Here is a 26,361-nt window from a genome sequence, read left to right as displayed (position 1 = left end):
CCAGCGGCCGATGGCCGAGGGGAGAAGATTGGACCCGGCCCGGCCGATCCTCAAGCCGCGCGACGGTGACGCGCGACCCAGCCCGCCAGCACCTGCCGGACCTGATCGACCTCGGGCCCGGTGACCCGGATGGGCGCACAGGCCAGGGCGTCGCGCAGAAACTGCACATCCCGCGCCATCCCGCTTGCTTCATCGCAGCGGCCGAGGCCCAGCGCGCCGCGGTCGCCGATATCGAGATAGGTTTCGGCCGCAAGCCCCTCCGCCAGCACCACGGCATGATGCGCCAGCTCGATATGATGATAATGCACCTTATCCTGCGCTGTCTGGGTCACGCTGATGCCGTTCACCAGATATTTGATCGGGATCAGCACCCCGCCCGCAAGCACGGCGTGATCGGGCGAGAGATACAGATCCCGGTGCGGCATGGCGGGGCCGAAAGCATGGGCGCTGATGCGCACCGGCCAGACCAGGCCAGGATTGTCGTGTTGCGCGCATTCGACCGCCGTTTCTCCCGTCCAGATCACCGGCAAGACCTCACCCCGCACGGTCAGCACATCGTCCCCGACCCGTAGCGCCTCGACCGCCACGTCGCCCGCGGGGGTCGCGATGCGCGTGCCCGCGACGAAACAGGGCACCAGCGTGATGACCGTATTCGCGCCCACGGTCTGCACTTGCAGCGTGCCCCCGCCCTGCGCCGTGAAGGACAGGGTCTCGGTGACGCCACCGCTGGTCAGCGACAGGGTGGACCCGCTGAGGCTGGAGGTCACCCCCGTCGCGCCACTGAGGAGAATGCTGTCGCCATTGGCAAAGCCCGTGACCGTATCACCGCCGAAACCGCCGAAGCTTCCAGCCAGCTGCCAGGCATCACCTGAATCGAAGGCGATGGTATCGAAGCCCGTGATCTGGCCACCGATTCCGGTCAGCGTCCCGGTGGTGCCGCTGGTCTCGGCCCCGAGTTCCAGCACGCTGGCGCTGCCGCCACCTGTGACGGTGCCCGTGAAGACCGCACCACTCTCCACGACTAGATCATTGGCAAGTCCGGCGCCGAAACTCACGGCAGCACCACCTGCAATCGTTCCGGCATTGATTACGGTGCCGCCGCTGACGACAATGCCCGTGGTCACTGCCTTGATCGTGCCGCCCGCCAGGTTGGTGATGAGGCCGCCGGCCTTGAGATTGACGCCGATATCGCTGCCATAGACATAGCCCGCATTGCTCAGCGTGGCGCGAACGACATCCGCCGCCAACCCCTGATAGGAGCCGACGATCGAGGCGGAGGCCGTATTGGTGACGGTGCCGCCGGCGCCCAGATAAACGCCGTAGCCGTTGAGGCCGACGGCATTGATCATGGCGCTGTTGGTGATGACACCTGCCGCACCATAGACGGAAATGCCTGAGAAATCGCCATAGATGCCGGTTGTGCCGGCATTGGTGATGGTGCCGCCGTCTTCCAGTGCCACGCCATTGCCCTGCAGGGTGGTCGTGTCGATCAGGCCGGAATTGTTGACGGTGCCCAGGCCGCCTGCGATGTCGATGCCGCCGATACCGCCGAAGATCGTGCCGCCAGCATTGTTGGTGACGATGCCGCCGGCACCCAGATAGAGGCCGTCATAAAGATTGTTGGGCGATCCGGTGACGATCTTCGTCGGGCTCGAATCGATGGTGCCGCTATTGGTTACCGTGGCGCGCCCGCCGGTGACATTGATGCCGTTGTTGTAGCCGGCAATCACGCCGCTATTCGCGATGCTGCCCGCAGCCGCCAGGTTAATGCCATTCGTTGCGGTTCCGGTCGCAGTAATGGTTCCTGCGTTAATAATTGACCAACCAGAAACCGGCACATTGCCGGCAGCGCCGGTGATGGCATTCCCGGAGGTCGTCTCGACAGAGCCGCCGGATGTCACCGTCGTTGGGCTGCTGGTCAGCGTTACGCTCTGCGTAATCGCCGTAGAAATCGTCCCCGACATGATCCCTCCACGCACCTGATGAGGGATCTATAGACGGCAAAGGGCAAATTATTTGTTAACGGAAACCCATAACCCCGGGGCACTTTAGGGTTTCGTTAAGTTATTCACTCAACTTTCTGAAGAGAGACGGATCGCGATCGACTGCGCATGCGCGGTCAACCCTTCCGTCTCGGCCAGGCGCACGGCTGCCGGCCCCACCTGCGCCAGCGCTGCCGCATCCCCTTCGACCCAGGTCGTGCGCTTGATGAAATCGAAGACCGAGAGGCCCGAGGCAAAGCGCGCTGTCCGTCCCGTCGGCAGAACATGGTTCGGCCCGGCCACGTAATCGCCCACCGCTTCCGGCACGAAGCGGCCCAGGAAGACGGCACCGGCATGGCGCACGCGCGCGAAGAAATCCTGCGGCTCCGCCAGCATCACCTGCAGATGCTCGGGCGCCAGACGGTTGACCAATGCCGCGGCCTCCTCCCAGTCGGAGACGAGCAGAATGGCGCCGTGGTCTTCCCAGCTCGCGCCGGCAATCGCGGCGCGCGGCAGGGTTTGCAGCGCGGCCGAGACCGCCGCCGCCACCGCATCCGCAAAAGCCGCGTCATCGGTGATCAGAATGCTCTGCGAGGATGCGTCGTGCTCGGCCTGGGCCAGCAGATCCATCGCGACATGGGCCGGGTCGTTCAGCGCATCCGCGACCACGACGACTTCCGACGGCCCGGCGATCCCGTCGATGCCAACGCGCCCGAAGACCTGCCGCTTCGCCTCCGCCACATAGGCATTACCGGGACCCACAATGCGGTCGACAGCCGCGATCGTCTCGGTGCCATAGGCGAGGGCCGCCACCGCCTGCGCACCGCCGACCCGATAGATTTCCGACACGCCCGCGCGCGCAGCCGCCGCCAGCACCAGCGGGTTGAGCACGCCGTCCGGCGCCGGCACGCAGATCGCAATCCGCGCAACACCCGCGACCTTGGCAGGCACGGCATTCATCAGCACCGAGGACGGATAGGATGCCGTGCCGCCGGGCACATAAAGCCCCACCGCATCCAGCGCCGACCAGCGCATGCCAAGGCGATAGCCCGCCGCATCCGCCATCACCAGATCGCCCGGCAATTGCGCGCGGTGAAAAGCCTCAATCCGGGTCGCGGCCAGATCCAGCGCGGCCAGTAAGTCCGCCGGAATGGAGGCGGTCGCGGCCGCAATCTCGGCCGGCGTCACCGCCAGCCGGTCCGCGGTCATCGTCACGCGATCGAAGCGCGAGGTGTACTCGCAAAGGGCCGCGTCGCCCCGCGCCCGTACCGCATCGATGATGGCCTTGACCTGCGGGCCGACCGTCTCAGTCGTTTCGCGCGCCTGGTCGAGCAGGTCCGCAAAAGCCGCCGCAAAACCGGCGTCGCGGGTCGAAAGACGCTGCATCAGGATGCTCCCTGTTCGACCGCCTCGCGGAAGCGCGCGATCCAGGCGCCGATGACCTCGGGGCGGGTCTTCAGCGCGGTGCGGTTGACGATCAGCCGGCTGGAGACGGACGCGATGACCTCCGTCTCGACCAATCCATTCGCCTTCAAGGTCGATCCGGTCTGCACCAGATCGACGATCAGGCGCGACAGGCCGACGCGCGGCGCCAGTTCCATCGCCCCCGACAGATGCACGACCTCGGCATGGATGCCGCGGGCGGCGTAATGCTTGCGCGCGATATTGGGATATTTGGAGGCGACCCGCACGCGCGACCAGCGCGTCGGATCATCCGTGCCGGCAGTCTCCTCGGGCTCGGCGACCGAGACGCGGCAGCGCCCGATGCCAAGGTCGAGCGGCGCATAGATTTCCGAATAGTCGAATTCCATCAGCACGTCTGCGCCGCAGATGCCGATCTCGGCGGCGCCGAAGGCGACGAAGGTCGCAACATCGAAGGACCGCACGCGCACGATATCAAGCCCCGGATGGCTGGTCGGGAAGCGCAGGCGGCGTCCGCTTTCATCCACCAGGTCCTGCGGCAGGGTAATGCCCATATGATTGAACAGCGGCATGCATTCGCCCAGAATGCGGCCCTTGGGCAGCGCCATCACGATCGGGCTTTCGCCTGAAGCGGCCTTTTCCAGATCAGGGCGGGAGAGTTCGGCGGATTGGGTCATCACGCGGGGGCTCTAGCATCGCCCGGCCCCGCGGCAAAGCGCGCTCAGTGATCAGCGGCCAGGATATAGCTGCACAGGAAATGCAGCAGCGGGTTGCGGCCGACCTCCGCGGTCGCGGCGGGGGGCGGCGGCTGGTCGGTCATATGCCGCTCGCGATAGGCAGCGGCTCTGAACCAGGGCGCGGGGTCATAGTCCCGCATCGCCCCGATCGCCAGGTAATGGGCGAAAATATCGCGCGCCCGGCCCAGTTCGGCGCCATAGGTCGCGATATAGAAATCCAGATCGAACAGCGGCAGCGGGCTGAAACGACGCGTCGCGCGGTTGGCCAGATAATGCGCCAGCGCAATCTGCTCGGCACCCAGACCATAGAAGCGGCGATACCAGCCCGGATCGAAATAGAGGCTGGGCCGGTGGCCCTGCGCCTCGCCCACCAGGACATAATGGCAGAGCGGACTCATGGTCTCCGGCGGATTGTAGCGCTGGCGATACCAGACGCCGTCGAAATAGGGGTTGGGGCGGCGATGTTCCCGCCAGCCTTCGACCGCATAATGATCGACGGCATCGAGCCCCGCCTGATGCACGTCGGGCCCGTTGATATAATAGTAATTGGTGTCGACCAGACCGCTGTCGCGCAAGATGGCGCGCTCATCCCGCGGCAGGCGGCCCTCGCGGCGTCCATTGCTGCGGTAATGCTCGAAAAGGTCGATCCCGGCCGTCGCCACATCTGGATATTGCGCCGCATAGAAGAGCGGATCGAAGATCCGGTTGGGGCTGACCGCGCCGCCATGGCGCGCACTGAGATAATGGATCAGGCAGGATTGTCCCGGCGGGACGCCGTAGGCGGCGCGATACCAGACCGGATCGAACCACGGGATCGGCCGCAAAGCGGCGCCTTCACCCACCGCCAGGTAATGCAGCAAGGGGTCGCCCGCGGGCGGGGCTGGCAACTGCGCGCCGTAGAAGCCAGGGTCGAAGACCGGGCTCGGCCAGCGCTGTTCCTGCCAGCCGAGCGTCAGGTAATGGGCCACCGGATCGACGCCCGCAGCCGCGATATCGGGGTAAAAGCCGCGATACCAGTCACCGTCGACCGCTGCGCGCGGATCGGTCGTCACACCTTCCGGCTCTGTCTGGTCAGGCATCGCAGGCGGGGCGATCGTTTGCAAAGGCGGTTCTTCCCCCGATGGACAGAAGGCAAGTCACTGGAACACAACCGTTATAGCTCGGCCACACCGTATTCAAAGGGCCGGTAAATGGCCGATGGCACAGTCATGGTCCTGCAATTCCTCGCCACTGCCGAAATCGCCCTGCGCCAGATCGCTTTTGCCCGCCAGCAGCACGAAGCCGGGCGCACCGTCCCGCCCCGTGACACCGGCCACCACCAGCGTATAGGCGCCCATATCGCCGGACGCACCGGGAAGCTTTCCTGCCAGCAGGCGGAAGGGATCGGCGCTGCCCAGGCTGCTGCCCACGATTCGCATCGCCTGATAGGGCTGACCGTGCAGACGCTCCGGGAAGGGCGTCCAGGACGCGGACAGGCGACCGGCATGGCGCGCCAGCGCCGCCTGCACGGGAATGCTGATGCAGTCGATATGAATATGCAATTGCTGCTGCGTCCGCCCATTCACCGAGTTGATGGCGAGGCTCAGATCCTGCCGCGGCAGCGGGTGCCCCAGGCTTTGCCCCACCAGTGCGGTCGCACCCCAGGCATCGGCGAAATAATTGGGGCTGCCGGGCTGCAGCAAAGCCGGGCTCTCGATCCCGGTCAGGCGCGTCGTCGGGATCAGAAGATATTGCGTCCGCCCATAAATATCCTTGAGCAGCGCATAGCCGTCGGCAAGGTCCACTTGGGCGCAGGGCGCCGGATGGCCGAAGCGCTTCTGGTCGACGACGCAGCGCCCATCGACGATCTTCCACAGGATATTAGGGTCCGTCGCCGCGCCCAGGAAGACGATCGGCAGACAGACGAGAATGACCGCGCCCATGACAATGAGGGCGCGGGGCACCTGCCCTGGCCTGCGGCGCCATGTCTCGAATAAGCGCATCCGTGATCCCCCGCCCTGTGGCAATCTTGCCCCCGGCTCCTACATCACCGCCAGGAGCGCGGCTCGTTTTACGCCACCCGCCTGCCCCAGCATAGGAAAGCCGCACCGTGACGATCGAGATGTCCCTGCTGCTGTGGTCCGTCGTCTTCGGATTGCTGCAATGCCTGGCCACCGGCTGCGCCGTGACCCTCACCCGCGGAGTCGCCTATGGCGGCAGCGCGCGGGACGATCAGAAGCCGATCGAAGGTGTCGGCGGCCGCGTCATCCGCGCCTTCGCCAATTTCCGCGAGACCTATCCGGCCTTTCTAGCGCTCGTCCTGGCGGGCGCTGTCCTGCATCGCCACTCCACCCTCACCATTCTCGGCGCCAATCTCTATTTCTGGGCCCGCATCGTCTATTGGCCGCTTTATGTCGCGGGCGTGCCCATGGTGCGCTCGCTGGTCTGGCTCGTCAGCCTCCTGGGCCTCGTGCTGCTTCTCATCGGCATCGCATAGCTAGGCGTAAGCCACGCTCTGCCGGCATCCCTTCCCTGCTGCGCCAGATTGTCGTTGATCTTTGTGCTGCACTGCGGTAGCAGCCAGCCATGATTGTTCGTGAGATGCGCGAACGGTGATCCAGCTGTTCCTGCAGCCCGCTTTACGGGGCGCATCCGGGTCATCCTTTTCTGAGCAATCCTCTTCAAACCTGTTCCACTCCGCGTCGCGCGGGGAGCTTGAACACGAACCGCCTGGCATCGAATCCAGGGCGGCGTGGAGACTATTGTGACCGATATTCCTAAGACGACGAACGATACTTTCGCGGCCCTCGGCCTCAACCCACAGCTTCTGGCGGCCCTTGCGAGCCAGAATTTCGCGGCGCCGACCCCCATTCAGGCCCGCGCCATCCCCGAACTTCTGGCCGGCCGCGATCTGCTCGGCCTGGCCCAGACCGGCACCGGCAAGACCGGCGCCTTCGCGCTGCCCGTGATCCAGCATCTGCTGGCTGATCCGCGCCGCGTCCGTCCCTTCTGCACCCGCGCGCTGATCCTGGCGCCGACCCGCGAACTGGCGCTCCAGATCAATGAGAGCATCAAGAAGTTCGCCGCCGGCACCGGCATCCGTACGGTCGTGATTCTGGGCGGCGTCGGCCGCTCACCCCAGGTGGAGCGCATGCGCCGCGGCACCGATATCGTCATCGGCACGCCGGGCCGCCTGCTTGACCTGATGAACACGAATGAGCTTCTGCTCGAACAGGTGAGCCACTTCGTCCTCGACGAGGGCGATCAGATGCTTGACCTCGGCTTCATCAAGGACATCCGCACGATCCTGTCGCGCCTGCCGCAGAAGCGCCAGTCGATGCTGTTCTCCGCCACCATGCCGAAAGAAATCGGCCAGCTCGCCAGCAGCCTGCTGCGCGATCCGGTGACGGTCCAGGTGAAGTCCGAGACGGCGACGCCCGACAAGATCGAGCAGCATGTCTATTTCACCGATGCGCCCGCCAAGAAGCGCCTGCTGGTGACGCTGCTGCGCGACCCCGCATTGTCGCGCGTCATTGTCTTCACCCGTACCAAGCGCGGCGCCGACAAGGTCGCCGAGCATCTGACGGCCTCCGGCATCCCGGCGGACGCCATGCATGGCAACAAGAGCCAGAACGCGCGCCAGCGCATTCTGGACCGCTTCAAGGGCGGCGACTCCCGCGTGCTGGTCGCAACCGACCTTGCCGCCCGCGGCATCCATGTCACCGGCATCTCCCATGTCGTCAATTTCGAGCTGCCTAATGAGCCGGAAAGCTATGTGCATCGCATCGGCCGCACCGCGCGCGCCGGCGCCAGCGGCATTGCCTTCGCCTTCTGCGACCCGAGCGAGCGTGGCTTCCTCAAGGACATCCAGCGCCTGACCGGCGTCATCATGAAGGTCGCGACGCCTGTCGCCGCGAATGACCAGGATGGCGCGCAGCCGGACGTGGTGGAAATCGAGGTGCCGCGCGCCCCGCGTCCGCCGCGGGCTTTCGCGCCCTCCAAGCCGGGTGCCCCCGGCCAGGACCGGCCGAAGCGTCGCGGTAAGCGCTCCGGCTCCGGCCGTCGTCCGCGCCAGCCGAAGGCCGCGTAAGCCTCTCGACACGCACGCCTGACGATACAGGGCGAAGGTGGGCACAACCCACCTTCGCCCTTTCTTTTGGCAGGGAGCCTGTCTTTGCCTCTGGCCTTGGTGGCCACGGGACCCTAGGAAAAGGTGTCTTTCCTGGGTGAAACTGAATGGCCGTCTATACCGAAGTCACTGATGACGCGCTGCGTGCCTTCCTCTCCGCTTATGATATCGGAGAGGTTGTGGCCTTTCGCGGCATCGCCGAGGGTGTCGAGAACAGCAACTACATGCTGCGCACCACAACCGGCGATTTCATCCTCACCCTGTACGAAAAACGCGTGAACCCGAACGATCTGCCCTGGTTCATCGGCCTCATGCAGCATCTTGCGACCAAGGGCGTGAACTGCCCGCAGCCCGTGGCGGCCCGTGACGGCGGGTCCTTGCATATGCTGGCTGACCGCCACGCCGCCATCACCACCTTCCTGCCCGGCGTCTGGCCGCGCCGCGTGCAGCAGACGCATTGCGCACCGCTGGGTGCGGCGCTCGCCGAACTCCATGCCGCCGGCGCCAGCTACGCGCCCGAGCGCCCTAATGCTCTGGGCCCCGCTGGCTGGTCGCCGCTGCTCGCGCGCAGCCTCAGCCGCGCTGATGAGGTGACACCTGGCCTCGGCGCCGAACTGACCGCGACGCTGGACCAAGTCCTCGCCGCGTGGCCGCAGGACCTGCCGCGCGGCCAGATCCATGCTGACCTTTTTCCCGACAACGTCTTTTTTCTGGACGGCCGCATTTCCGGCCTCATCGACTTCTATTTTGCGGCGACCGATATCCTCGCCTATGACCTCGCCATCTGCCTCAACGCCTGGTGCTTTGAGCTGGACGGCGCCTTCAACGTGACCAAGGGCCGGGCGCTGATCGGCGCCTATCAATCCGTGCGTCCCTTGTCGGAGGCGGAGATTGCCGCACTCCCCGTTCTGGCCCAGGGCTCGGCGCTGCGCTTTCTGCTGACGCGCCTCTATGACTGGCTCTATGTGCCGGAAGGCGCCCTGGTGACGCCGAAAGACCCGATCGAATATCTGCGCAAGCTGCGCTTCCACAGCCATGCCACGGGGATCGCTGCCTATGTCGGATGAGACCGCGATGGCGGCCGAGGCCGAGAAGGCCCGCATGGTTGTCGAAATCTGGACCGATGGCGGCTGCAAGCCCAATCCCGGTCCGGGCGGCTGGGCTGCCATCCTGCGCTTCGGCGCCGCCGAGAAGGAATTGTCGGGGGCCGAGCCTGTGACGACCAATAACCGCATGGAGCTGACGGCCGCGGCCGAAGCGCTCGAGGCGCTGACCCGTCCCTGCACCATCGTGCTCAATACTGACAGCGAATATCTGCGCAACGGCATTACCCGCTGGCACACCGGCTGGGTGCGCAAGAACTGGCGCAATGCGGCGGGCGACCCCGTCGCGAATATGGATCTATGGAGGCGCATTCTGGACGCCGCCAAGCGGCATGACATCGACTGGCGCTGGGTGCGGGGACACGCCGGTGACGTCATGAACGAACGCGCCGATGTGCTGGCAACCCGCGCGCGGGAAATCCTTCTCGCGGGTGAGTGACGCTTGCATCCGCCGCCATCCATCCGTTATGAAAGTCCATCGTCAGTTCCAGCCAGAGGGAGGGTCGCGTGATGCTGTATAGTCATTACCAGAAGCGCGGTCCCGTTTTCGCCCTGCAGATGCGTTTGCAGGGCTGATCAGGCGGGCCGCCCCGAGGGAGGATAACCCTCACCAGCGTCATTCTCGTCTGTCAGCTCATTCCCATGAGCCGCTGTCCCCATGCCTGGATCATGCATCCGGCGGGGACCGAGAAAGACGAAACCATGTCCCTGATCATCCTCGACTCTGCCGGCGTCACCATCGGCACGGCGCTTTTCTCCGATCTTAACCTGACCCTGCATAAGGGCGACCGGCTGGGCCTCATTGCCGGCAATGGTCTCGGCAAATCGACGCTGCTGCAGATGCTGGCCGAGAAGCGGCAGCCCTCCAGTGGCGCCTGCCACTATGCCCGCAATCTCTCAATCGCCCTGATGCCGCAGACACCACCTGCGGCCTGGCTTGGGCAGAGCGTGGAGGCGGTTGTCACCGCAAATCTCCCGGCCGACACACGGGACTGGGACTCCTGGCGCGCGGCCGTCGCCCTCGATGCTATCGGCATTCCGCAAGCTTTCTGGTCGCAGCCCTTGGGCGCATTGAGCGGCGGCTGGCAGCGCATGGCGCTGCTCGCCCGCGCGACCGTCAATGATCCTGACATCATCTTATTGGATGAGCCAACCAATCATCTCGACTTCGACCGCATCCGCCACATGCAGGACTGGATCACGGGCCTGGCGAAAGACAAGGCTTTGATCATCGCCAGTCATGACCGTGCTTTTCTGGATCATGTGAGCAACCGCACGCTGTTCCTGCGCGCCGATGCCTGCGCCGATTTTGCCCAAAGCTACACGCAGGCCCGCATCAGCCTGGATGCCATGGACGCGGCGCGGGCGCGGCGGTTTGAAACCGATCTGCGGCAGGCAGGCCAGCTGCGCCGCCAGGCCGCCAAGCTGCGCAATGTCGGCATCAATTCCGGCTCCGACCTGCTGACGGTCAAAACGAAGCAGCTCAAGGACCGGGCGGAGCGTATCGAAGCCGCCGCGCGGCCCGCCGCTCCGGCCGCCCAATCGGGGCTCATCCGGCTCAGCGACAGCGAGGCGCGGACGAAATTCCTGCTGGCACTCGATCACGCCATCATCACCGCACCCGACGGGCGCCGCCTGTTCAGAACGGATACATTATGGATCGCACCCGGTGACCGCGTCGTGCTGCTGGGGCCGAACGGCGCCGGCAAATCCTGTTTCATGGCGCAGGTGGCGGCTGTCCTGCGCGGCCACGCCTATCATGGCATCACCTGTGCGGCCTGGGTCATTCCCGGCATCTGCGACCAGACGCTGAGCCATCTGGGCCAGGCTGAAACGCTGCATGGCGCCATTCGGGACCGCTTTGCGATCGCCGACCAGCCGATCAGGTCCTTGCTCGCGGGCGCGGGCTTTGCTGTGGACCGGCAAGGACAGACCGTCGCCCAGCTTTCAGGCGGTCAGCGCGCCCGGCTTGCCATGCTCATCCTGCGCCTTGAACAGCCGAACCTGTTCCTGCTCGACGAACCCACCAACCATCTCGACATCGCGGGTCAGGAAGCGCTGGAGGCCGAGCTGGCGCGGTCGGACGCCGCCTGCCTGATGGTCTCGCACGACCGGCGCTTCATCGAGACGGTCGCCAATCGCTTCCTGCAGATCACGGGCGGCCAGTTGGAGGAGGTCCGCAAACCAGCGTATTGATGGCGGCACGGGGCACAAAGACCCTGTCACGGCACGCGGCCGGAGCGGAGAGGAAGGAACAGCGCATGAGCGGTCAAAACCTATTCACCAGGCCAGAAACGGTGATGGTGACCGGGGCAGGGGGCAATCTGGGCGGCAAGGCGGTGGAAGCTCTGGCCGCCACGCCCTGGTGCAAGCGCATCATCGCGACCGTTTTCGGGGATGAGGCGCCGCAATTCTCCGCCGCCGCGCGTGCGAAACTCGACGTCGTCCGGGCGGATCTCAGCCGCTTCGATCCAGCCTGGGACGAGCCGATGGCCGGGGTCGATGCCCTGCTGCATTGCGCGGCCGCCAACCCCATCCCGGACGCGACCTGGGAGGAGGCGGCCGTCTCCTTCGATATGGTCCAGGCGCTGGGCCTCTCCGCCCTTCGTCATGGCGTGCGGCGCATGGTCTTCCTCTCCTCCAACCACGTCATGGGCGGCTACAAGGATGCGCCGCTGGCGGACCGGATCGGGCCCGGGCTGCTGACGCCGGCCCTGCCGCCCGCACCCGGCACGCATTGGTACAATGGCCACGCAAACATCGATTCCACCGGCTATGCCGCCTCCAAACTGATGGGCGAGCGCTGCATGGCGCTGCTGGCGGCGTCCTCCGGCGGGCGGCTGACGACGGTGACCATTCGCATCGGCTGGGTGCTGCGCGGCGACAACCACGCCAGCGGGGTCAACCTGTCCGGCACGCCCGGCGGCTCGGCCGATATCGACGAAGCGGCCTTGGACGTGGCGAGTGCCACCGCCTTGCGCTGGTTTCGCGCCATGTGGCTGTCCAACCGGGATTTCACTCAGCTCATCGAAAAGAGCCTGACCGCCGATCCCGTGGCCTGGCCGGTGCCCGGTATCCTGATCAATGGCAATTCCCGCAACCGTGACATGGGCTGGAGCATAGCAGAGGCCTCGCAGTGGCTCGGCTATGACCCGCAGGACGATCTCTATGCTGAACTTGCGAAAGGCTGATGCACAGACTTGATGTTTGGCATCACGCTGGCGGCCGGCCCAGCGCGATGCAGCACAGGCGCGGCCAAGGGGGACGCTGCGGCGGGATGTCAAAAATATTTGAGCGGTAATCGTACGGTGCGCATCCCAACTGAGTTTCCGACCGGCCGCACCGACGCGGCCTTAGCAGATTGGGATATTTCATGCGTTCGATTGCCACTATCGCTCTTTCCTCGGCGCTGCTTTTGTCGCCGCTGGCCATCACCGGCGCGTTTGCGCAAAGCAGCAGCGCGACGGCCGCCTCCAACGCACCGGCGACCGCCGGCGTGCCGGCCGCTTCCGGCACGGTGACGCCCTCTTCCGGGACGGCCAGCGCCAGCACCACGACGTCCACCACCAACCCGCCGGGCGCGCAGCCGGGTGGCTCCGGCATGGGCAAGGCCAGCGGCACTGCCGACGGCAACTGATCGTCCCGCAAGCCACAAAGCGTCTTTGACCGAAGCTGAAACGAGACGGGTGGAAACGCCCGTCTCGTTTCGTGACGCAATCAGTCGATCAGCTGTGCGTCGAGCGTAATCTCGGCCTTGAGAAGTTTCGAGACCGGACAGCCGGCCTTCGCCATCCCCGCCAGTTCTGCGAATTTCTCGGGCGTGGCGCCGGGCACTTTCGCCCGCAGCGTAAGATGCACGGCCGTGATGGAGAAGCCGTCGCCGTCCTTGTCCAGCGTGACCTCGGCGCTCGTCTCCATATGCGCGGCCTTCAGATCCGCATTCCCCAGGATCAGCGATAGCGCCATGGTGAAGCAGCCGGCATGGGCCGCGCCGATCAGCTCTTCTGGATTGGTACCCGGCTTGCCTTCAAAACGGCTTGCAAATCCATAAGGATAAGCGCTGAGCGCACCGCTTTTGGTGGAAATGGCGCCACGGCCGTCCTTGATGCCGCCTTCCCAAACAGCCGAACCTGTCGTTTTCATCTGTCGCGTCCTTTGCGTGGTGAGAAGCCCCCCGGCCGGCACTGCAAGCCGGGCTGGTCTGGAAGTGGACCGGCCTGACCGCTGTGCAAGACGGCATGGCTTGACGATCGGGCCCGGGCCTGCCCTGCTGCGGTCAAAGGCCGAGCGGGGGCGGGGACAATGCTGAAACTCTATTTTTCACCGGATAGCTGCGCGCGCGCCGTGCAGATCGCGCTGGAAGAGGCCGGGGCCGTATATGACCCTGTCCCGATGAGCCTGCCGGACGGCGACCAGCGCACGCCCGCCTATCTCGCGATCAATCCCAAGGGCCGCGTGCCGGCGCTGGTGACGGATCACGGCGTGCTGACCGAGACGCCAGCCATCCTGACCTATATCGCGCGGCTTTACCCTCACTCCGCACTCGCCCTGCCGGCGGACCCTTTCGCCCTCGCCGAACTCGAGTCCTTCAATGCCTATATCGTCTCCACCCTGCATGTCGCCCACGCCCATAAGCAGCGCGGCCACCGCTGGGCCGACGACCCGGCCGCGATTGCTGAGATGCGGCGCAAGGTGCCGGAAACCGTGGGCGCCAGTTTCGCGCTGATCGAGGAGAGGCTGTTCCGCGGCCCCTGGGTGATGGGGGAGCGTTTCTCGATCGCTGACCCCTATCTTTTTGTCTTCAGCGAGTGGCTGGAGGGCGACGGCGTCGACCCTGCACGCTTTCCAAAGATTGCGGCCCATACCGCAGCGATGAAGACGCGGCCAAGCGTGCAGCGCACAGACGCGATGCGGCAGCGCTAGCGGGTGGTGATCACTTCAGTCGGGCGCCACGCCCGCGCGACAATCCTTGGTTGGCAGGTTGATTTCGCCTTATATGATCTGACGCGTTCTTAAATCTCCCGCCTCAGAGGAGTTCGGCAATGAGCGGCACGGAAATCCAGGATGCCCTGACAGCCGCGATGCACCATAGCGCCGCGCCGATGGTGTTGAGTGATCCCAATTTGCCCGACACGCCGATGGTGGCGGCCAATCAGGCCTTCGCGGATCTGACGGGCTATCCGGTCGCGGAGATTGTTGGCCGCAACTGCCGCTTTTTGCAGGGACCGCGCACCGATCCGGCCTCTCCGGCCCGTATCCGTGCCTGCCTGGATGCCGGCCAGGGCTGCATCGAATGGATCGTCAACTACCGCCGGGACGGATCGCATTTCTACAACCTGCTGTTCATTTCGCCGGTGCGCGATGCCGCGGGGACTTTGCTGTTTTTCTTTGGCAATCAGCTCGATATCACAAAGGGATCGCCCGCCTGGCTGGACGAAGTGCAATTTGGCCGCGCCCACCTGGTCCCGGCATTGGAGGCGGAATTTCACGCGCTCTTGAAGGTGGTGGGCCTTGCCGCGCAGACGGCGGAATTGGAGCGCATTGTCGCGGCCGCGCACCGCCTGGCCGAAATCTCGACCAAGCTGCAACCGGGAACGCTGGAGGCCTTCAAGGCTACTGGGCAGTAGCTGGCTGAACCCGGTATCAAGCCGCGCAAGCGCGCAGCATGCTGATCCCGCTGCGATGATCGGTGTGGACAAGCTAAAAGCGGGGGCCAGACGGTCCGGGCGCACCCTGCTCACGGCAGGTCGGGAATGGTAGCGCAGTCTCCATGACGCTTAACCTCAAGCTGGGCAAACCCGGCATGCGCGCGCCCGCCAGCATCGTCCTGCTGGGCGCGGCGCTGGTCTTGATCGCCTTCAATCTGCGCACCCCCCTGACCAGTATCGGGCCCGTGCTGCCAGACGTGTCGCGCGCGGCCCATCTGTCCGGCACCGGGGTGAGTGTGCTGACCATGCTGCCGGCGCTCTGCTTTGGCCTGTTCAGCATGCTGGCCCCCCGGCTCAGCCGGGTTTTGGGAATGGAGCGGGCGGTGGTCGCTGCTCTCGCGGCCCTGATGGTGGGCACGGTCCTGCGGGGTGCTGGCGGGTCTCTCAGCCTGTTCGCCGGTCAAATCCTCGGCTGTGGCGGCATCGGGGTCATCAACGTGCTGCTGCCCAGTCTGGTGAAGCGCGACTTCCCCAATCGCGTCGCCTTCATCACGGGCCTTTACGTCATGACCATGTCCGCGGGTGCGGCGCTCGCCGCCGGCGCCACGGTGCCGCTGGAGAAACTGCTCGGCTCCTGGGCGCCCGCTCTGGCGATCTGGGCGGTGCCAGCCTTGCTCGCCATGCTCCTCTGGCTGCCGCAACTGCGGAGACCGCGTGAGGAGACCAGTCTCGGCCAGCGCCGGCTGCTCGGCCTGTGGTCTGACCGGCTGGCCTGGCAGGTGACGCTGTTCATGGGGCTGCAATCGGCGCTGGCCTATATCGTCTTCGGCTGGCTCGCCCCCATCCTGCGCGACCGCGGTCTGTCCGCCGTCGATGCCGGGCTGGCTTTGTCGATTTCCATCGTAGCCCAAGCAGTCTCGTCCTTCGTTGCCCCCGCGCTGGCGACCCTGGGGCGGGATCAGCGTCCCGCCGTCGCGGCACTGAGCCTGCTCTGCGTCGCCAGTCTGCTCGGCTGCCTCTACGCGCCGCTGGGGTCAGTCTGGATCTGGTCTGTATTGCTGGGATTCAGCCAGGGCGGACTTTTTCCGATTGCCTTGATGCTGATCGTGCTGCGGTCGCCGGATGCGCAGCTGACCCGGCACCTCTCCGGCATGGCGCAGGGGGTGGGCTATATTCTGGCCTCGGCCGGACCGCTGCTGGCGGGCCTGCTGCATACGGCGATGGGCAATTGGATCGGGGTTTCTATCCTCGTCACCGGTCTTGGTGCGGCGATGCTGGCGGCGGGACTGGGCGCGGGCCGCGCCCGGCAGATCCGCGCGCGGTATGAAGGGTAGGGGCTGCGCTCGGGTTGAGCGTTACGCCGATATCAGGCTCAGCGCCGTCGCGACCGGCAGATAGAGCGTGTGCGGGCGATGTACCAAGGGCGTGAAGCCGAAGGACGCATAGAACGCCGCCGCCCGGTCGTCGATCGCATCAGCGAAGACGGCGTGGGCGCCGATCGGCGCGGCCACCACTGTCCTGATGGCATCGACCACCAACGCGCCCCCCAGTCCTTGCCCGGCAAAGTCGCGGTCGCAGCCCAGCCAGCCAATCAGCACCGCGGGGACTGTCGGGTAACGGGGCAGCTTCTTTGCCAACACATCCGGCACCTCGGCCAAGGGCACATTGCTGGAAGAGAGTGTATAGAAGCCCGCCACCCGATCAGTCGCGATATCCCGCGCCACAAAACAGCTGGCATAGTTGCGCTTCACATCCTGCGTGACCGTTTCGCGAAAATATCGATCGACGCGGTCGTGGCCGCAGGTAAAATTACCGCGGTAATGGCCCTTCGCCAATGGCTCAATGGCGAAGCGGGCGTTCACCGCTTCTCGATCAGCTCGGCATGGCGCTGCGCCGCGCGGGCTAGGCGCGCATTCGGGTTGGGCGGATGGATCAGCGCCTCGGCGAAGCGGATTTGATCCTCCCGTGCCAAGCGCATGATGTCGGCGCTCTCAACGACGCGGCGGGCGTCTTCACCTGCGGTCGCAATGAGATAGCCAGTCAGGGTCATGCCGCGCAGGCGCGCGGCACGCTGCATCTGCTCGTAGACCTGGACCGGTATCCGCGCTTCCAACCGGGCGGTCTCGGTTTCAGTCTGCAGCTTTGCCATCTGGGGAACTCCTAGCGCCTATATACGGCATATTGCCGTATTTTTCAAGGCTTCGCGTAGTCCCAACGCCAATCCTCACGATAAGGTGGCACGTTTACTATCAGCTACGTCCAATGGGCCCTTGTTGCCCTCTGCCCTGGTCGCCGGATTGCGGATTGCGGATTGCGGATTGCGGAAGCTTGCGACCCAAGTTGGCCGCCACGCGATTGGGTAGATGATACCGGAAACAGCAGTCATCAGTCTGATTAGGCGACAGCCCTACACTAATCCCGATCGTTCGATATAAACTTGAGGCTCGCCAAGCAAACAACTGCACCACCACGCGACGATCAAAATCGAGGCTCAAAAGATGGCAGAAAAGGTTACCGTTGATGATAGCCAGCTACAAAAGCTACTCGCTTCAATCGACGCACTTAAGGACCATACTCCATACTGGAAACACTTCCTCATTATGGCGTTGCCAATATTCCTAGCCTCGCTCTTGGGTTTGGCAACGGCGCTTTTACTCGATGGTCTTAAAACGCGACGAGAGATACGAAAGGCAGTCCGCGAACGTCTAGAAAAGGAACTCGCTCTGCTGAGCGGTGCAAACACCGCGGTTGCGTTCAATATCACGACCCTTATCCATACGGTCATGCAGCAAATATTACCGCACCACAAACAAAGTCACGATGCGTGCGCAGCAATAGAACACTTGCATGACGACCCAAGAAAACTAGAAGAATTCGACTTCCTATTGCACTCTGAGTTTCTACCCATGATGAAACGCTGTCCTGAGCCTTATCTTGAAGATGTAAATCTTTCCCAAAACCTACCATTTTTATCGCTAAAGACCCAGGCCTTATAATGCTTTCTGGCTGGATTATGACCTACACACAGAATCTGAAAGCCATTTTAAATGATCGAAACAAATTGATTGATATTGCAACCATAAAAAACTCCAATGAAATCTTAGACCTTCCATCTCTTGGGAGACAAATTGCCACTCAGGCTACGATTGCAGATGTTGAAGTTGTGAACGCTTACCAGCTTCTCTTGCAGCTCAAAGAAGCAAGTCGGAAGATAGAATGTATTCTTACATCGGAATATAAAACCGTAGTCGGCCCAAAACTGAAAATTGAACTGCCGGAGGTTTTTGGTAACCTGATGGCTGAACTTGAACGGATTGCTAGGGGTGCTGTTCCTGATTGGCCAGCCTCTACACCTCCGGGGGCCTAAAAAGGTAGACAAATTAGTGCGGAAGCTCGGACGCCGAATCGGCGTCGCAGCAGAGCCTGCTTTCGCTTTTTACCGTTCCAGACCCACCATTCCGTCATCGGCCAAGCCTTGCTCTGAGTCAAATGTGTGGTATCCGCTTCCCCAAACGTAAGCGGACCGAAGCAAAAACCGCTCCGCCCCGGCCTGCTACCCCAACGCCTCAATCTCCGCGACGAGGTCTGCCGTCGTCACCTGCCGGCAATAGCCGCGGTTATTGGCAAGCGAGGTTGCGTGCCGCTCGGCCGATTGGGTGACGCAGGCATCCGTAGGCAGGGTCACGAGATAGCCGAGGTCGCAGGCATCGCGCACGGCGGAATCGACACATTGATCGGTCAAGGCGCCGACAATAATGAGATAGCGCACGCCGAGGTTACGCAGAACGTAATCGATATTGGTGGAGATGAAGACCGAGGATGAGGTTTTCGGAATGACGATCTCATCGGGCAGGGGCTTCAGCGCGTCGAGCACCTGCGCGTCATGCGACCCCTTCGGGCAGAACAGACCGCTGATCTTGTAATCCAGCCCCATGTCGCGCCCGTCCTGGGTCAGGCTTTCGATGACGGTGAACATCACCTCAATCCCCGCATTGCGGCAGGCTGCCTGCAGGCGCTGCATATTGGGAATGCCGCGCGTCTCCATTTCATCGAAGAAATAGCCGTATTTTTCGGCGATCGTGTCCGGGTCCATCCCCGCATATTCGCCGCCGCCCGGCATGGTGTAATTCTGCGTATCGATCAGCAGCAGGGCCGTCTCACCTTTAACCACCGGCACGTTGCGGCTCAGCTTGAAGTCTTTCATGGGCGCAGCACTTTCAATAGATCGCGGCATAGCGGTCACAAATGTCAGACGGTTCCAGATCGGCCAGCGCGGCAATCTCGGAGCGTTTGAATTCGAGATAAGCGGAAAGGAACTCAGGCCCGAACCAGCCCCGCGCTTCTTCCGTCGCTTCGAGACGGTCCAGCGCTTCGCCCAGCGAGCGGGGCAGGGTCCGGATGCCGGCCGCTGCCCGCGCTTCCTCGGACAGATCCCAGAAGTCTGCTCGTTCCACGGGCAGCGTCCGGTTGCGGCGGATACCGTCCAGCCCCGCATGCACGATGGCGCCCAGCGCCAGATACGGGCAGGCGGCAGCGTCCGCCACGCGGAATTCGAGATTGAACTGCCGGTCGGCCTTCTCCGGCGCACCCGGAAAGACGGGGGCCACGCGCAAGGCCGCACCCCGGTCCTGCCGGCCCAGAAAGGCCCAGACCGGCGCCCAGCGATTGGGCTGCAACCGGTAGTAGGAAGCGACGGAGGGCGCGGTGATGGCGGTCAGCGCCGGCAGGTGGTGCAGAATGCCGGCTAGGAAAGGGGCGATGCGGGCGGACACGCCGTACGGTGCGGCGGCATCGCGCGAGACAGGATTGCCGGCGCCGTCCCACAGGCTGAAATGAATATGCGTGCCATTGCCGATGCCGTCCGGCTGCAGGATGGGCGCCAGGCTCGCGCGGAAGCCCATCCGTTCCGAGACCGCGCGGATCATTTCCCGCACGATGACAGCCTCATCCGCCGCGCGCAGGCCGATTGTAGGCTTCACCGTTACTTCAAACTGGCGCGGCCCATACTCGGGCAGGAAACTATCCGGCGTCACCCCGGCGGCGCGCAGCGCGCCGGTCAGGCTCTCTCCGAACGCGCCCTGGCGGCGATAGGAGGCGAGGGAATAGGCGTCACCCAGCCGCTCCGCGATGCCGAGATGGACGAATTCCTGCTCGAAAGCGGATTTGATTGTCAGCCCAGCCTCCGCCTGCAGCGCCGTCAGTGCGCGGCGCAGAAAATCCCGCGGGCAGCAGGACCAGGGGCTGCCGTCCAGTTCCTGGATATCGGCGAGGTAGAAATGCTCGGCCGAGGCACCATCGAAGGGCACCTGCACGGCTGTGGAGGGGTCCGGCATCATCACCACATCGCCGCGTGTGCCGAAAGGCGAGGAGAAAATCGTGCCGAAGGCGGAAATCATGATGTTGGAACCGGTGAGGCCGACACCCTGACGCAGCCGCCGCTCCAGCTCGACCGCCGGGAAGCCCTTGCCCCGCACCAGCCCGGCCAAGTCGCAGACGCCTACGAAAACCAGTTCTTCCTGATGCATCGGCCCATCCCGTTCCGTTCTGCGAGGGATGATGGAACGGGATCGGCCAGCTGGTAAAGCGGATGAGACGCATGCTTGAGCTTGGGCGCAGCGCTCCAACATATCGCTTCAGGAAACAGAAGGAGTGCTCTCATGACCGACCATGTTTATCGGCTGATCGAAGTCGTCGGCTCGTCCCCGACCAGCGTCGAGGACGCCATCCAATCGGCGATCTCCAAGGCCTCCAGCACGCTGCGCCATATCCGCTGGTTTGAGGTCGTGGAAACCCGCGGCCAGGTGCAGGACGGCAAGGTCGCCTATTACCAGGTGACGCTGAAAGTGGGCTTCGCCCTGGAAGACGAGCACGTCAGCCTGCGTCCGTAACCCGCATCGGCGCGGCGGGCATTGCAGCCTCTCAGGCCCTGGGAGGAGATCAGAACTTCCAAGGGCACAGGCCCGAAGGGTCGCAAAATGATGCTGAAGGGCGTAGTTTAGGTCACAAATGCCAATGTGACCCGTTATTCCGAGGATAGCGCTATGCCCGCCTACCGTTCCCGCACTTCCACCCATGGCCGCAACATGGCCGGCGCCCGCGCGCTGTGGCGGGCGACAGGCATGGGCGACAGCGATTTCGGCAAGCCGATCATCGCCATCGCCAATTCCTTCACCCAATTCGTGCCCGGCCATGTCCATCTCAAGGACCTCGGCCAGCTCGTCGCCGGAGAGATCCAGAAGGCCGGTGGTGTCGCCAAGGAATTCAACACCATCGCGGTCGATGACGGCATCGCCATGGGCCATTCCGGCATGCTCTACAGCTTGCCCTCGCGCGAGCTGATCGCGGACGCGGTCGAATATATGGTCCAGGCCCATTGCGCCGATGCGCTGGTCTGCATCTCCAACTGCGACAAGATCACCCCCGGCATGCTGATGGCCGCGATGCGGCTGAATATCCCGGCCGTCTTCGTCTCCGGCGGACCGATGGAAGCCGGCAAGATCAAGGCCGACGGCACCGGCGGCGCGGCGGTGGAGAAGCGCGCCGATCTCATCACCGCCATGGTCGCGGCCGCTGACCCGAACGTGTCCGACGCTGACGCCGAAGTGCAGGAACGCTCGGCCTGCCCGACCTGCGGGTCCTGCTCGGGCATGTTCACCGCCAATTCCATGAACTGCCTGACGGAGGCGCTCGGCCTGTCGCTGCCCGGCAATGGCAGCCTGCTGGCGACGCATGCCGATCGCCGCAAGCTGTTTGTGGAAGCGGGCTGGACCATCGTCGATCTCGCCCGCCGCTGGTACGAGCAGGATGACGCCTCGGCCCTGCCGCGCAATATCGCGAGCTTCCAGGCTTTCGAGAATGCCATGTCGCTCGACATCGCCATGGGCGGATCGACCAATACCGTGCTGCATCTGCTGGCTGCCGCCCAGGAAGCCGGCATTCCCTTCACCATGGCCGATATCGACCGGCTGTCCCGCCGCGTGCCGAACCTCTGCAAGGTCTCGCCTTCGGTGATGAGCGTCCATATGGAGGACGTGCATCGCGCCGGCGGCATCATGGCCCTGCTGTCGGAGCTGAACCGCGGCGGGCTGATCCATACCGATCTGCCGACCGTCCACAGCGCCACGCTCGGCGCGGCCCTCGCGCAATGGGATGTGGTGGGGGCTGAGCCTGACAGCACCGCCGGCACGCTCTATCGCGCGGCCCCCGGCGGCGTCCGCACGGTGGAGGCCTTCAGCCAGGACCGCCGTTTTGCGGAGCTGGATACTGACCGTGCCACGGGCGTGATCCGCGATGTGGAACATGCTTTCAGCAAGGACGGCGGCCTCGCCGTGCTGTTCGGCAATATCGCGCTGGACGGTGCCATCGTGAAAACCGCCGGCGTTGACCCGTCCAACCTCGTCTTCTCGGGCCCGGCTCATATCTTTGAAAGCCAGGACGATGCCGTCGCCGGTATTCTGGGCAATCAGGTCAAGGCGGGCGAGGTGGTGCTGATCCGCTACGAAGGCCCCAAGGGGGGCCCCGGCATGCAGGAGATGCTGTATCCGACCAGCTATTTGAAGTCGAAGGGTCTGGGCAAGCTCTGCGCGCTCGTCACCGACGGCCGCTTTTCGGGCGGCACGGCGGGGCTGTCCATCGGCCACGTCTCCCCCGAGGCGGCCGAGGGCGGGGCCATCGGCCTGGTGCGGGACGGCGATATCATCGAAATCGACATCCCCAACCGCATCATGCGTGCGGCGCTCTCGGATGAGGAACTGGCCGCCCGCCGGGCGGAGATGGAAGCCCGCGGCGGCGCCGCCTGGAAGCCTGCGCACCGTGACCGCGTGGTCTCTCCGGCGCTCCGCGCCTATGCCGCGATGACGACCAGCGCGTCCCGCGGCGCGGTGCGCGACGTCAGCCAGGTCGAACGCCGCTAACCGGCGGCGTTCCTGACAGACTGAGACAAGGCGGGGCCGCAAGGCTCCGCCTTTTGTTTTGATTCTGGTATGGCGTTTCGAATATTGCGTTTATGATGGGATGTGCCTATAGCGAGTTATTAGCAGGAGAGAGACCGTGACAACGCCAGCGTCAGCCCGGCCCATCGGCGCACAGCGGCTAGGCTCTCGGCTGCCATCCGCTCAGGAGCGGGCCAGCGCCAATCAGCTGCGGCGCATCATCGCCAGCCAGACCGACAATGAGCGAGAGACCAAGCTCAAGGTCACGGACGAGAACGGAAAGCCGGCCGATGTCATTCTGACACCCGACCTCTCCGCCCTGTTGATGGATTTGTTGCGCCATATCGGTGGCGGCGATGCCGTAACCCTCGTGCCGGTCACGCAGATGCTGACCACGCAACAAGCGGCCGATATCCTGAATGTCTCCCGCCCCTATCTCATCGGCCTTCTGGAACGCGATGAAATCCATTTCACGCTCACCGGCCGGCATCGTCGCATCAAGGCAGAGGATCTCTTCGCCTATAAGATCAAACGCGATCAGGAACGGGCAGCGGCCCTGTCTGAATTGGCGGCTCTCGACTCAGACTTGATCTGAGCCATGTTTGCCAATCGTTTCACCGCTCTCGTCGATGCCTGCGTGCTCGCGGGGGCCTTGAAGCGGAACCTCATTCTTTCCCTTGCGGAAGCCGAATTCTTTCGCGTCCGCTGGTCAACCCGGATCATGGATGAGACCGAGGCAGCCATCATGGACATCAGGCAGCGGCAGGGTCACCACGGCAGCGCAAAAGCCGACGCGCACCGGTCACGCGCGTCTATGGAAAATGCTTTCCGGGAATCCTGTATCGCGGATTTTGAGAATCTCATCGCGATCCCGGACCTCCCTGACCCGAACGACCTGCACGTGATCGCCGCCGCCGTCAAAACCCGCGCCGCCGTCATCGTGACCGACAACATCGCAGACTTTCCTGATTCTATCCTCGCCCGTTACAATCTCTTTGCCCGCAGCGCCGATGATTTCATCGCCGATGCTGTAGACCTCGATCTACCGAGGGCGCTCGCCGCGCTCGAAGCGATGCGGCGACGGTTTCAAAAGCCCGAACTGACCCGCGAAACGCTTCTTCTTCGCATGGAGGCCGTTGGCCTGACCGAGACCGCGGATTTGCTACGTCCGCACCTCCTGACCAATTCTCGATAGATCTACCGGCAAACCGCCCCCGGCATGAAAAGGCGCGTTCACTCAAAACGCCAGCAGATTGTCCCGCAGCGTCTCATGCGCATAGGCCGTGCGGACAAGACCGCGCTTCTGCAGTGCCGGCACCAGCCCATCGGCCACTTCGACGATCTGCCGGCGGCTGACGCGCAGGACGGGCGTCGTGATCAGGAAGCCATCGCCGCCGACCTCTGCCATCACCGCGCCCATCCGCTCCGCCACCTGATCCGGCGTGCCGACCAGTTCGACCGAGGAGACCAGCCCGCCGACACCGCCCACTACCAGTTCCCGCAGGGTCTTGCCGCTGCCCCATTGCTGGAACTTGTCGAGTGATCCCTGCTCGCCATTCGTCTTGAGTTCATAAGGCAGCGGCTTGTCGAGATCGAACTGGGCGAAGTCGATTTCGGTAATGGCGGAAATCGAACTCAGCATGTCGTTGATGAAATGCGGCGCCGAGATCATGCGCTGCTGCTTGGCCTGCGCCTCCTCCTCCGTCTCGCCCAAAACCGGCGTCACGCAGAACATGACCTTGATGCTGTCGGGATCGCGGCCGATCGCCGCCGCACGGGCGCGGATATCAGCGCGGAAGGCTTTCATGCTCTCCACGCCGCTGGCGACCGAGACGATCGAATCGGCATGCCGGGCGGCGAAGTCGCGGCCCTTGGGTGATGCGCCGGCCTGCACATAGACCGGACGGTGCTGCGGCGAGGGGACGGTGTTGAGCGGACCCCGCACGCTGTAGAATTCTCCTTTGTGATGGATCGGATGGACCTTCGTATGGTCGGCATAAACGCCGCGCTCACGGTCCAGCACCACGGAGTCCTTGTCCCAGGATGCGAAAAGCTTGTTGACTACATCCATATATTCTTCCGCCATCGCATAGCGCAGGTCGCGCGGCGGCAGTTTCTCAAGACCGAAATTCTGTGCCGTCAGATCCTCGGCGCTGGTCACGATATTCCAGCCGAAGCGGCCCGAGGTGAGACTGTCGATGGTCGAGGACAGCCGCGCCAGCATGAAGGGCGGATAGGCGAGGGTCGACATGGTGGCGACGACGCCGAGACGGCTCGTCGCCATGCCCATGGCGACGGCCAGCGGCGCCGGGTCGTGCTTGGGCACCATCATCGCATTCTTCAGGCTCAGTTCGGTACTGCCGCCGAAGGTTTGCGGCACCATCAGCTTGTCTTCGATCATAATATAGTCAAAGCAAGCCCGCTCCAGCGTGCGCGCCATTTCGACATAGAATTTGCCGTCCCAGGGCAGGCCGCCCTGGCCGAACGGCTCGCGCCACTCGTCCGGCGTGAAATTCATGAACCAGCCAAGATGGAAGCGCCGATCGGTCATGCTCTGCCAGTCCTTCAGGAACCCGCACGGAAAGCGGGGCTTTGCGATGGGCGCTGCCATTCAAGACCCATGCCGCACATGCCTGCCCGAAGCGGGCGCCTGCCTGTGCAGACCGTTCATAGGCGTAATTTCGCCCGGTATTTCAGACGATTGGCCGCCGCTAAGCCAGCGCGCCCTATTGATAGATAAAATCTATCAACTCTCTCGTATTTATCTATTTTACGGATATGGTGCAGCGCAGTATGGTGTTTTTCGGCGGTACTCGCACTGAGCCAGAAGGAATTCGCATGTCGATCAACGTCAACACCAAAATCAAACCCTTCAAGACCCAGGCCTATAAGCAGGGCAAGTTCATCGAGGTCTCCGAGCAGGACGTCCTCGGCAGCTGGGCCGTGTTCTTCTTCTATCCGGCCGACTTCACCTTCGTCTGCCCGACCGAACTCGGCGACGTGGCTGACCATTACGAAGAGCTGCGCCGCATGGACGTGGAAGTCTATTCCGTCTCCACCGACACGCATTTCGTGCACAAGGCCTGGCATGATGCGTCTGACACCATCGGCAAGATCCAGTACACCATGCTGGGTGACCCGTCCGGCACGGTCACCAACAATTTCGGCGTGATGCGTGAAGGCGAGGGCCTGGCCGACCGCGCCACCTTCATCGTCGATCCCGAAGGTATTGTTCAGGCCGTCGAAATCACTGCCGAAGGCATCGGCCGCAATGCGAAGGACCTCCTCCGCAAGATCAAGGCCGCCCAGTATGTCGCCGCCCATCCGGGCGAAGTCTGCCCCGCCAAGTGGGAAGAGGGTGAGAAGACCCTCGCACCCTCGCTCGACCTCGTCGGCAAGATCTGAGGCTCGCCTCTCCTGACGACCGCCG

General features: G+C 63.9%; 28 protein-coding genes. 17 read left to right on the top strand and 11 right to left on the bottom strand.

The window, feature by feature from the left end:
• Nucleotides 1-50: 50 nt before the first annotated feature.
• The 5 genes from AC3G7M_RS04220 to AC3G7M_RS04200 all read right to left on the bottom strand — a co-directional run bounded on the left by AC3G7M_RS04220 (nt 51) and on the right by AC3G7M_RS04200 (nt 6,084).
• Nucleotides 51-1,964 (bottom strand): Hint domain-containing protein, encoded by a 1,914-nt coding sequence (locus AC3G7M_RS04220; protein WP_489214465.1) that lies wholly within the window; start codon nt 1,962-1,964, stop codon nt 51-53.
• 108 nt (nt 1,965-2,072) lie between these two features.
• On the bottom strand, nt 2,073-3,368 hold the full coding sequence (gene hisD, locus AC3G7M_RS04215) for a histidinol dehydrogenase (RefSeq protein WP_489214464.1): 1,296 nt from the start codon (nt 3,366-3,368) through the stop codon (nt 2,073-2,075).
• Nucleotides 3,368-4,081 (bottom strand): ATP phosphoribosyltransferase, encoded by a 714-nt coding sequence (gene hisG, locus AC3G7M_RS04210; RefSeq protein WP_489215952.1) that lies wholly within the window; start codon nt 4,079-4,081, stop codon nt 3,368-3,370. Before hisG ends, hisD begins: the two co-directional genes overlap by 1 nt.
• Before the next feature lie 44 nt (nt 4,082-4,125).
• Nucleotides 4,126-5,244 carry a hypothetical protein gene (locus tag AC3G7M_RS04205; protein ID WP_489214463.1) on the bottom strand — a complete coding sequence of 373 codons (1,119 nt, stop codon included), beginning with the start codon at nt 5,242-5,244 and terminating at the stop codon, nt 4,126-4,128.
• A 72-nt stretch (nt 5,245-5,316) separates the two neighbouring features.
• A complete protein-coding gene (locus AC3G7M_RS04200; protein ID WP_489214462.1) occupies nt 5,317-6,084 on the bottom strand; it encodes a CDP-diacylglycerol diphosphatase in 768 nt (255 codons plus the stop codon).
• Nucleotides 6,085-6,230: 146 nt separating this feature from the next.
• Here AC3G7M_RS04200 and AC3G7M_RS04195 point away from each other — a divergent pair, with 146 nt between their 5' ends.
• From AC3G7M_RS04195 to AC3G7M_RS04165, 7 genes are all read left to right on the top strand, one after another.
• Nucleotides 6,231-6,617 (top strand): MAPEG family protein, encoded by a 387-nt coding sequence (locus AC3G7M_RS04195; protein WP_489214461.1) that lies wholly within the window; start codon nt 6,231-6,233, stop codon nt 6,615-6,617.
• A gap of 267 nt (nt 6,618-6,884) precedes the next feature.
• On the top strand, nt 6,885-8,210 hold the full coding sequence (locus AC3G7M_RS04190; RefSeq protein WP_489214460.1) for a DEAD/DEAH box helicase: 1,326 nt from the start codon (nt 6,885-6,887) through the stop codon (nt 8,208-8,210).
• 146 nt (nt 8,211-8,356) lie between these two features.
• Nucleotides 8,357-9,316, top strand: coding sequence for a homoserine kinase (locus tag AC3G7M_RS04185; RefSeq protein ID WP_489214459.1), 960 nt, complete (start codon nt 8,357-8,359; stop codon nt 9,314-9,316).
• A gap of 34 nt (nt 9,317-9,350) precedes the next feature.
• Nucleotides 9,351-9,791, top strand: a complete 441-nt coding sequence (gene rnhA, locus AC3G7M_RS04180; protein WP_489215950.1) for a ribonuclease HI — start codon at nt 9,351-9,353, stop codon at nt 9,789-9,791.
• A 263-nt stretch (nt 9,792-10,054) separates the two neighbouring features.
• Entirely contained in the window at nt 10,055-11,548 is a 1,494-nt protein-coding gene (locus AC3G7M_RS04175; RefSeq protein WP_489214458.1) for an ATP-binding cassette domain-containing protein, read from the top strand.
• A 65-nt stretch (nt 11,549-11,613) separates the two neighbouring features.
• Nucleotides 11,614-12,543: an NAD-dependent epimerase/dehydratase family protein gene (locus AC3G7M_RS04170; RefSeq protein ID WP_489214457.1), complete on the top strand. Its 930-nt coding sequence runs from the start codon at nt 11,614-11,616 to the stop codon at nt 12,541-12,543.
• A gap of 182 nt (nt 12,544-12,725) precedes the next feature.
• The gene (locus tag AC3G7M_RS04165; protein ID WP_489214456.1) at nt 12,726-12,989 is read left to right on the top strand and encodes a hypothetical protein; all 264 of its coding nucleotides are present in this window, start codon (nt 12,726-12,728) and stop codon (nt 12,987-12,989) included.
• Between the two features lie 80 nt (nt 12,990-13,069).
• Here the strand turns inward: AC3G7M_RS04165 and AC3G7M_RS04160 are convergent, their stop codons facing one another.
• Nucleotides 13,070-13,495: an OsmC family protein gene (locus AC3G7M_RS04160; protein ID WP_489214455.1), complete on the bottom strand. Its 426-nt coding sequence runs from the start codon at nt 13,493-13,495 to the stop codon at nt 13,070-13,072.
• A gap of 159 nt (nt 13,496-13,654) precedes the next feature.
• Here AC3G7M_RS04160 and AC3G7M_RS04155 point away from each other — a divergent pair, with 159 nt between their 5' ends.
• The 3 genes from AC3G7M_RS04155 to AC3G7M_RS04145 all read left to right on the top strand — a co-directional run bounded on the left by AC3G7M_RS04155 (nt 13,655) and on the right by AC3G7M_RS04145 (nt 16,334).
• A complete protein-coding gene (locus tag AC3G7M_RS04155) occupies nt 13,655-14,275 on the top strand; it encodes a glutathione S-transferase family protein (RefSeq protein ID WP_489214454.1) in 621 nt (206 codons plus the stop codon).
• A 119-nt stretch (nt 14,276-14,394) separates the two neighbouring features.
• Entirely contained in the window at nt 14,395-14,979 is a 585-nt protein-coding gene (locus tag AC3G7M_RS04150) for a PAS domain-containing protein (RefSeq protein WP_489214453.1), read from the top strand.
• A gap of 143 nt (nt 14,980-15,122) precedes the next feature.
• Nucleotides 15,123-16,334 (top strand): CynX/NimT family MFS transporter, encoded by a 1,212-nt coding sequence (locus tag AC3G7M_RS04145; protein WP_489214452.1) that lies wholly within the window; start codon nt 15,123-15,125, stop codon nt 16,332-16,334.
• 21 nt (nt 16,335-16,355) lie between these two features.
• Here AC3G7M_RS04145 and AC3G7M_RS04140 read toward each other — a convergent pair whose 3' ends face one another.
• Nucleotides 16,356-16,862 (bottom strand): GNAT family N-acetyltransferase, encoded by a 507-nt coding sequence (locus AC3G7M_RS04140; protein ID WP_489214451.1) that lies wholly within the window; start codon nt 16,860-16,862, stop codon nt 16,356-16,358.
• On the bottom strand, nt 16,859-17,149 hold the full coding sequence (locus AC3G7M_RS04135; RefSeq protein WP_489214450.1) for a type II toxin-antitoxin system TacA family antitoxin: 291 nt from the start codon (nt 17,147-17,149) through the stop codon (nt 16,859-16,861). The genes AC3G7M_RS04140 and AC3G7M_RS04135 overlap by 4 nt, the downstream gene beginning before the upstream one ends.
• Nucleotides 17,150-17,498: 349 nt before the next feature.
• Between AC3G7M_RS04135 and AC3G7M_RS04130 the strand changes: the two genes are divergently transcribed.
• Both AC3G7M_RS04130 and AC3G7M_RS04125 read left to right on the top strand, forming a co-directional pair.
• A complete protein-coding gene (locus AC3G7M_RS04130; protein ID WP_489214449.1) occupies nt 17,499-17,996 on the top strand; it encodes a hypothetical protein in 498 nt (165 codons plus the stop codon).
• Between the two features lie 17 nt (nt 17,997-18,013).
• A complete protein-coding gene (locus tag AC3G7M_RS04125; RefSeq protein WP_489214448.1) occupies nt 18,014-18,367 on the top strand; it encodes a hypothetical protein in 354 nt (117 codons plus the stop codon).
• A 186-nt stretch (nt 18,368-18,553) separates the two neighbouring features.
• Here the strand turns inward: AC3G7M_RS04125 and AC3G7M_RS04120 are convergent, their stop codons facing one another.
• Nucleotides 18,554-19,204, bottom strand: a complete 651-nt coding sequence (locus AC3G7M_RS04120; RefSeq protein WP_489214447.1) for a cysteine hydrolase family protein — start codon at nt 19,202-19,204, stop codon at nt 18,554-18,556.
• A gap of 13 nt (nt 19,205-19,217) precedes the next feature.
• Nucleotides 19,218-20,525: a glutamine synthetase family protein gene (locus AC3G7M_RS04115; RefSeq protein ID WP_489214446.1), complete on the bottom strand. Its 1,308-nt coding sequence runs from the start codon at nt 20,523-20,525 to the stop codon at nt 19,218-19,220.
• A 132-nt stretch (nt 20,526-20,657) separates the two neighbouring features.
• Between AC3G7M_RS04115 and AC3G7M_RS04110 the strand changes: the two genes are divergently transcribed.
• From AC3G7M_RS04110 to AC3G7M_RS04095, 4 genes are all read left to right on the top strand, one after another.
• Nucleotides 20,658-20,888: a dodecin gene (locus AC3G7M_RS04110; protein WP_489214445.1), complete on the top strand. Its 231-nt coding sequence runs from the start codon at nt 20,658-20,660 to the stop codon at nt 20,886-20,888.
• Nucleotides 20,889-21,041: 153 nt separating this feature from the next.
• Complete coding sequence (gene ilvD, locus AC3G7M_RS04105) at nt 21,042-22,913, top strand: dihydroxy-acid dehydratase (protein ID WP_489214444.1); 1,872 nt, start codon at nt 21,042-21,044, stop codon at nt 22,911-22,913.
• Nucleotides 22,914-23,049: 136 nt separating this feature from the next.
• Nucleotides 23,050-23,526, top strand: coding sequence for an excisionase family DNA-binding protein (locus tag AC3G7M_RS04100; protein ID WP_489214443.1), 477 nt, complete (start codon nt 23,050-23,052; stop codon nt 23,524-23,526).
• 3 nt (nt 23,527-23,529) lie between these two features.
• Nucleotides 23,530-24,126: a PIN domain-containing protein gene (locus tag AC3G7M_RS04095; RefSeq protein ID WP_489214442.1), complete on the top strand. Its 597-nt coding sequence runs from the start codon at nt 23,530-23,532 to the stop codon at nt 24,124-24,126.
• 42 nt (nt 24,127-24,168) lie between these two features.
• On the opposite strand, the gene AC3G7M_RS04090 is transcribed toward AC3G7M_RS04095, so the two are convergent.
• Nucleotides 24,169-25,482 carry an NtaA/DmoA family FMN-dependent monooxygenase gene (locus AC3G7M_RS04090; protein WP_489214441.1) on the bottom strand — a complete coding sequence of 438 codons (1,314 nt, stop codon included), beginning with the start codon at nt 25,480-25,482 and terminating at the stop codon, nt 24,169-24,171.
• A 287-nt stretch (nt 25,483-25,769) separates the two neighbouring features.
• Between AC3G7M_RS04090 and ahpC the strand changes: the two genes are divergently transcribed.
• The gene (ahpC, locus tag AC3G7M_RS04085; protein WP_489214440.1) at nt 25,770-26,336 is read left to right on the top strand and encodes an alkyl hydroperoxide reductase subunit C; all 567 of its coding nucleotides are present in this window, start codon (nt 25,770-25,772) and stop codon (nt 26,334-26,336) included.
• Nucleotides 26,337-26,361: the final 25 nt, after the last annotated feature.

The organism is Acidisoma sibiricum, from assembly GCF_057837225.1.
The sequence above is the reverse complement of the archived record's forward strand: the minus strand, read 5'-3'. Positions and strand labels throughout refer to the sequence as shown.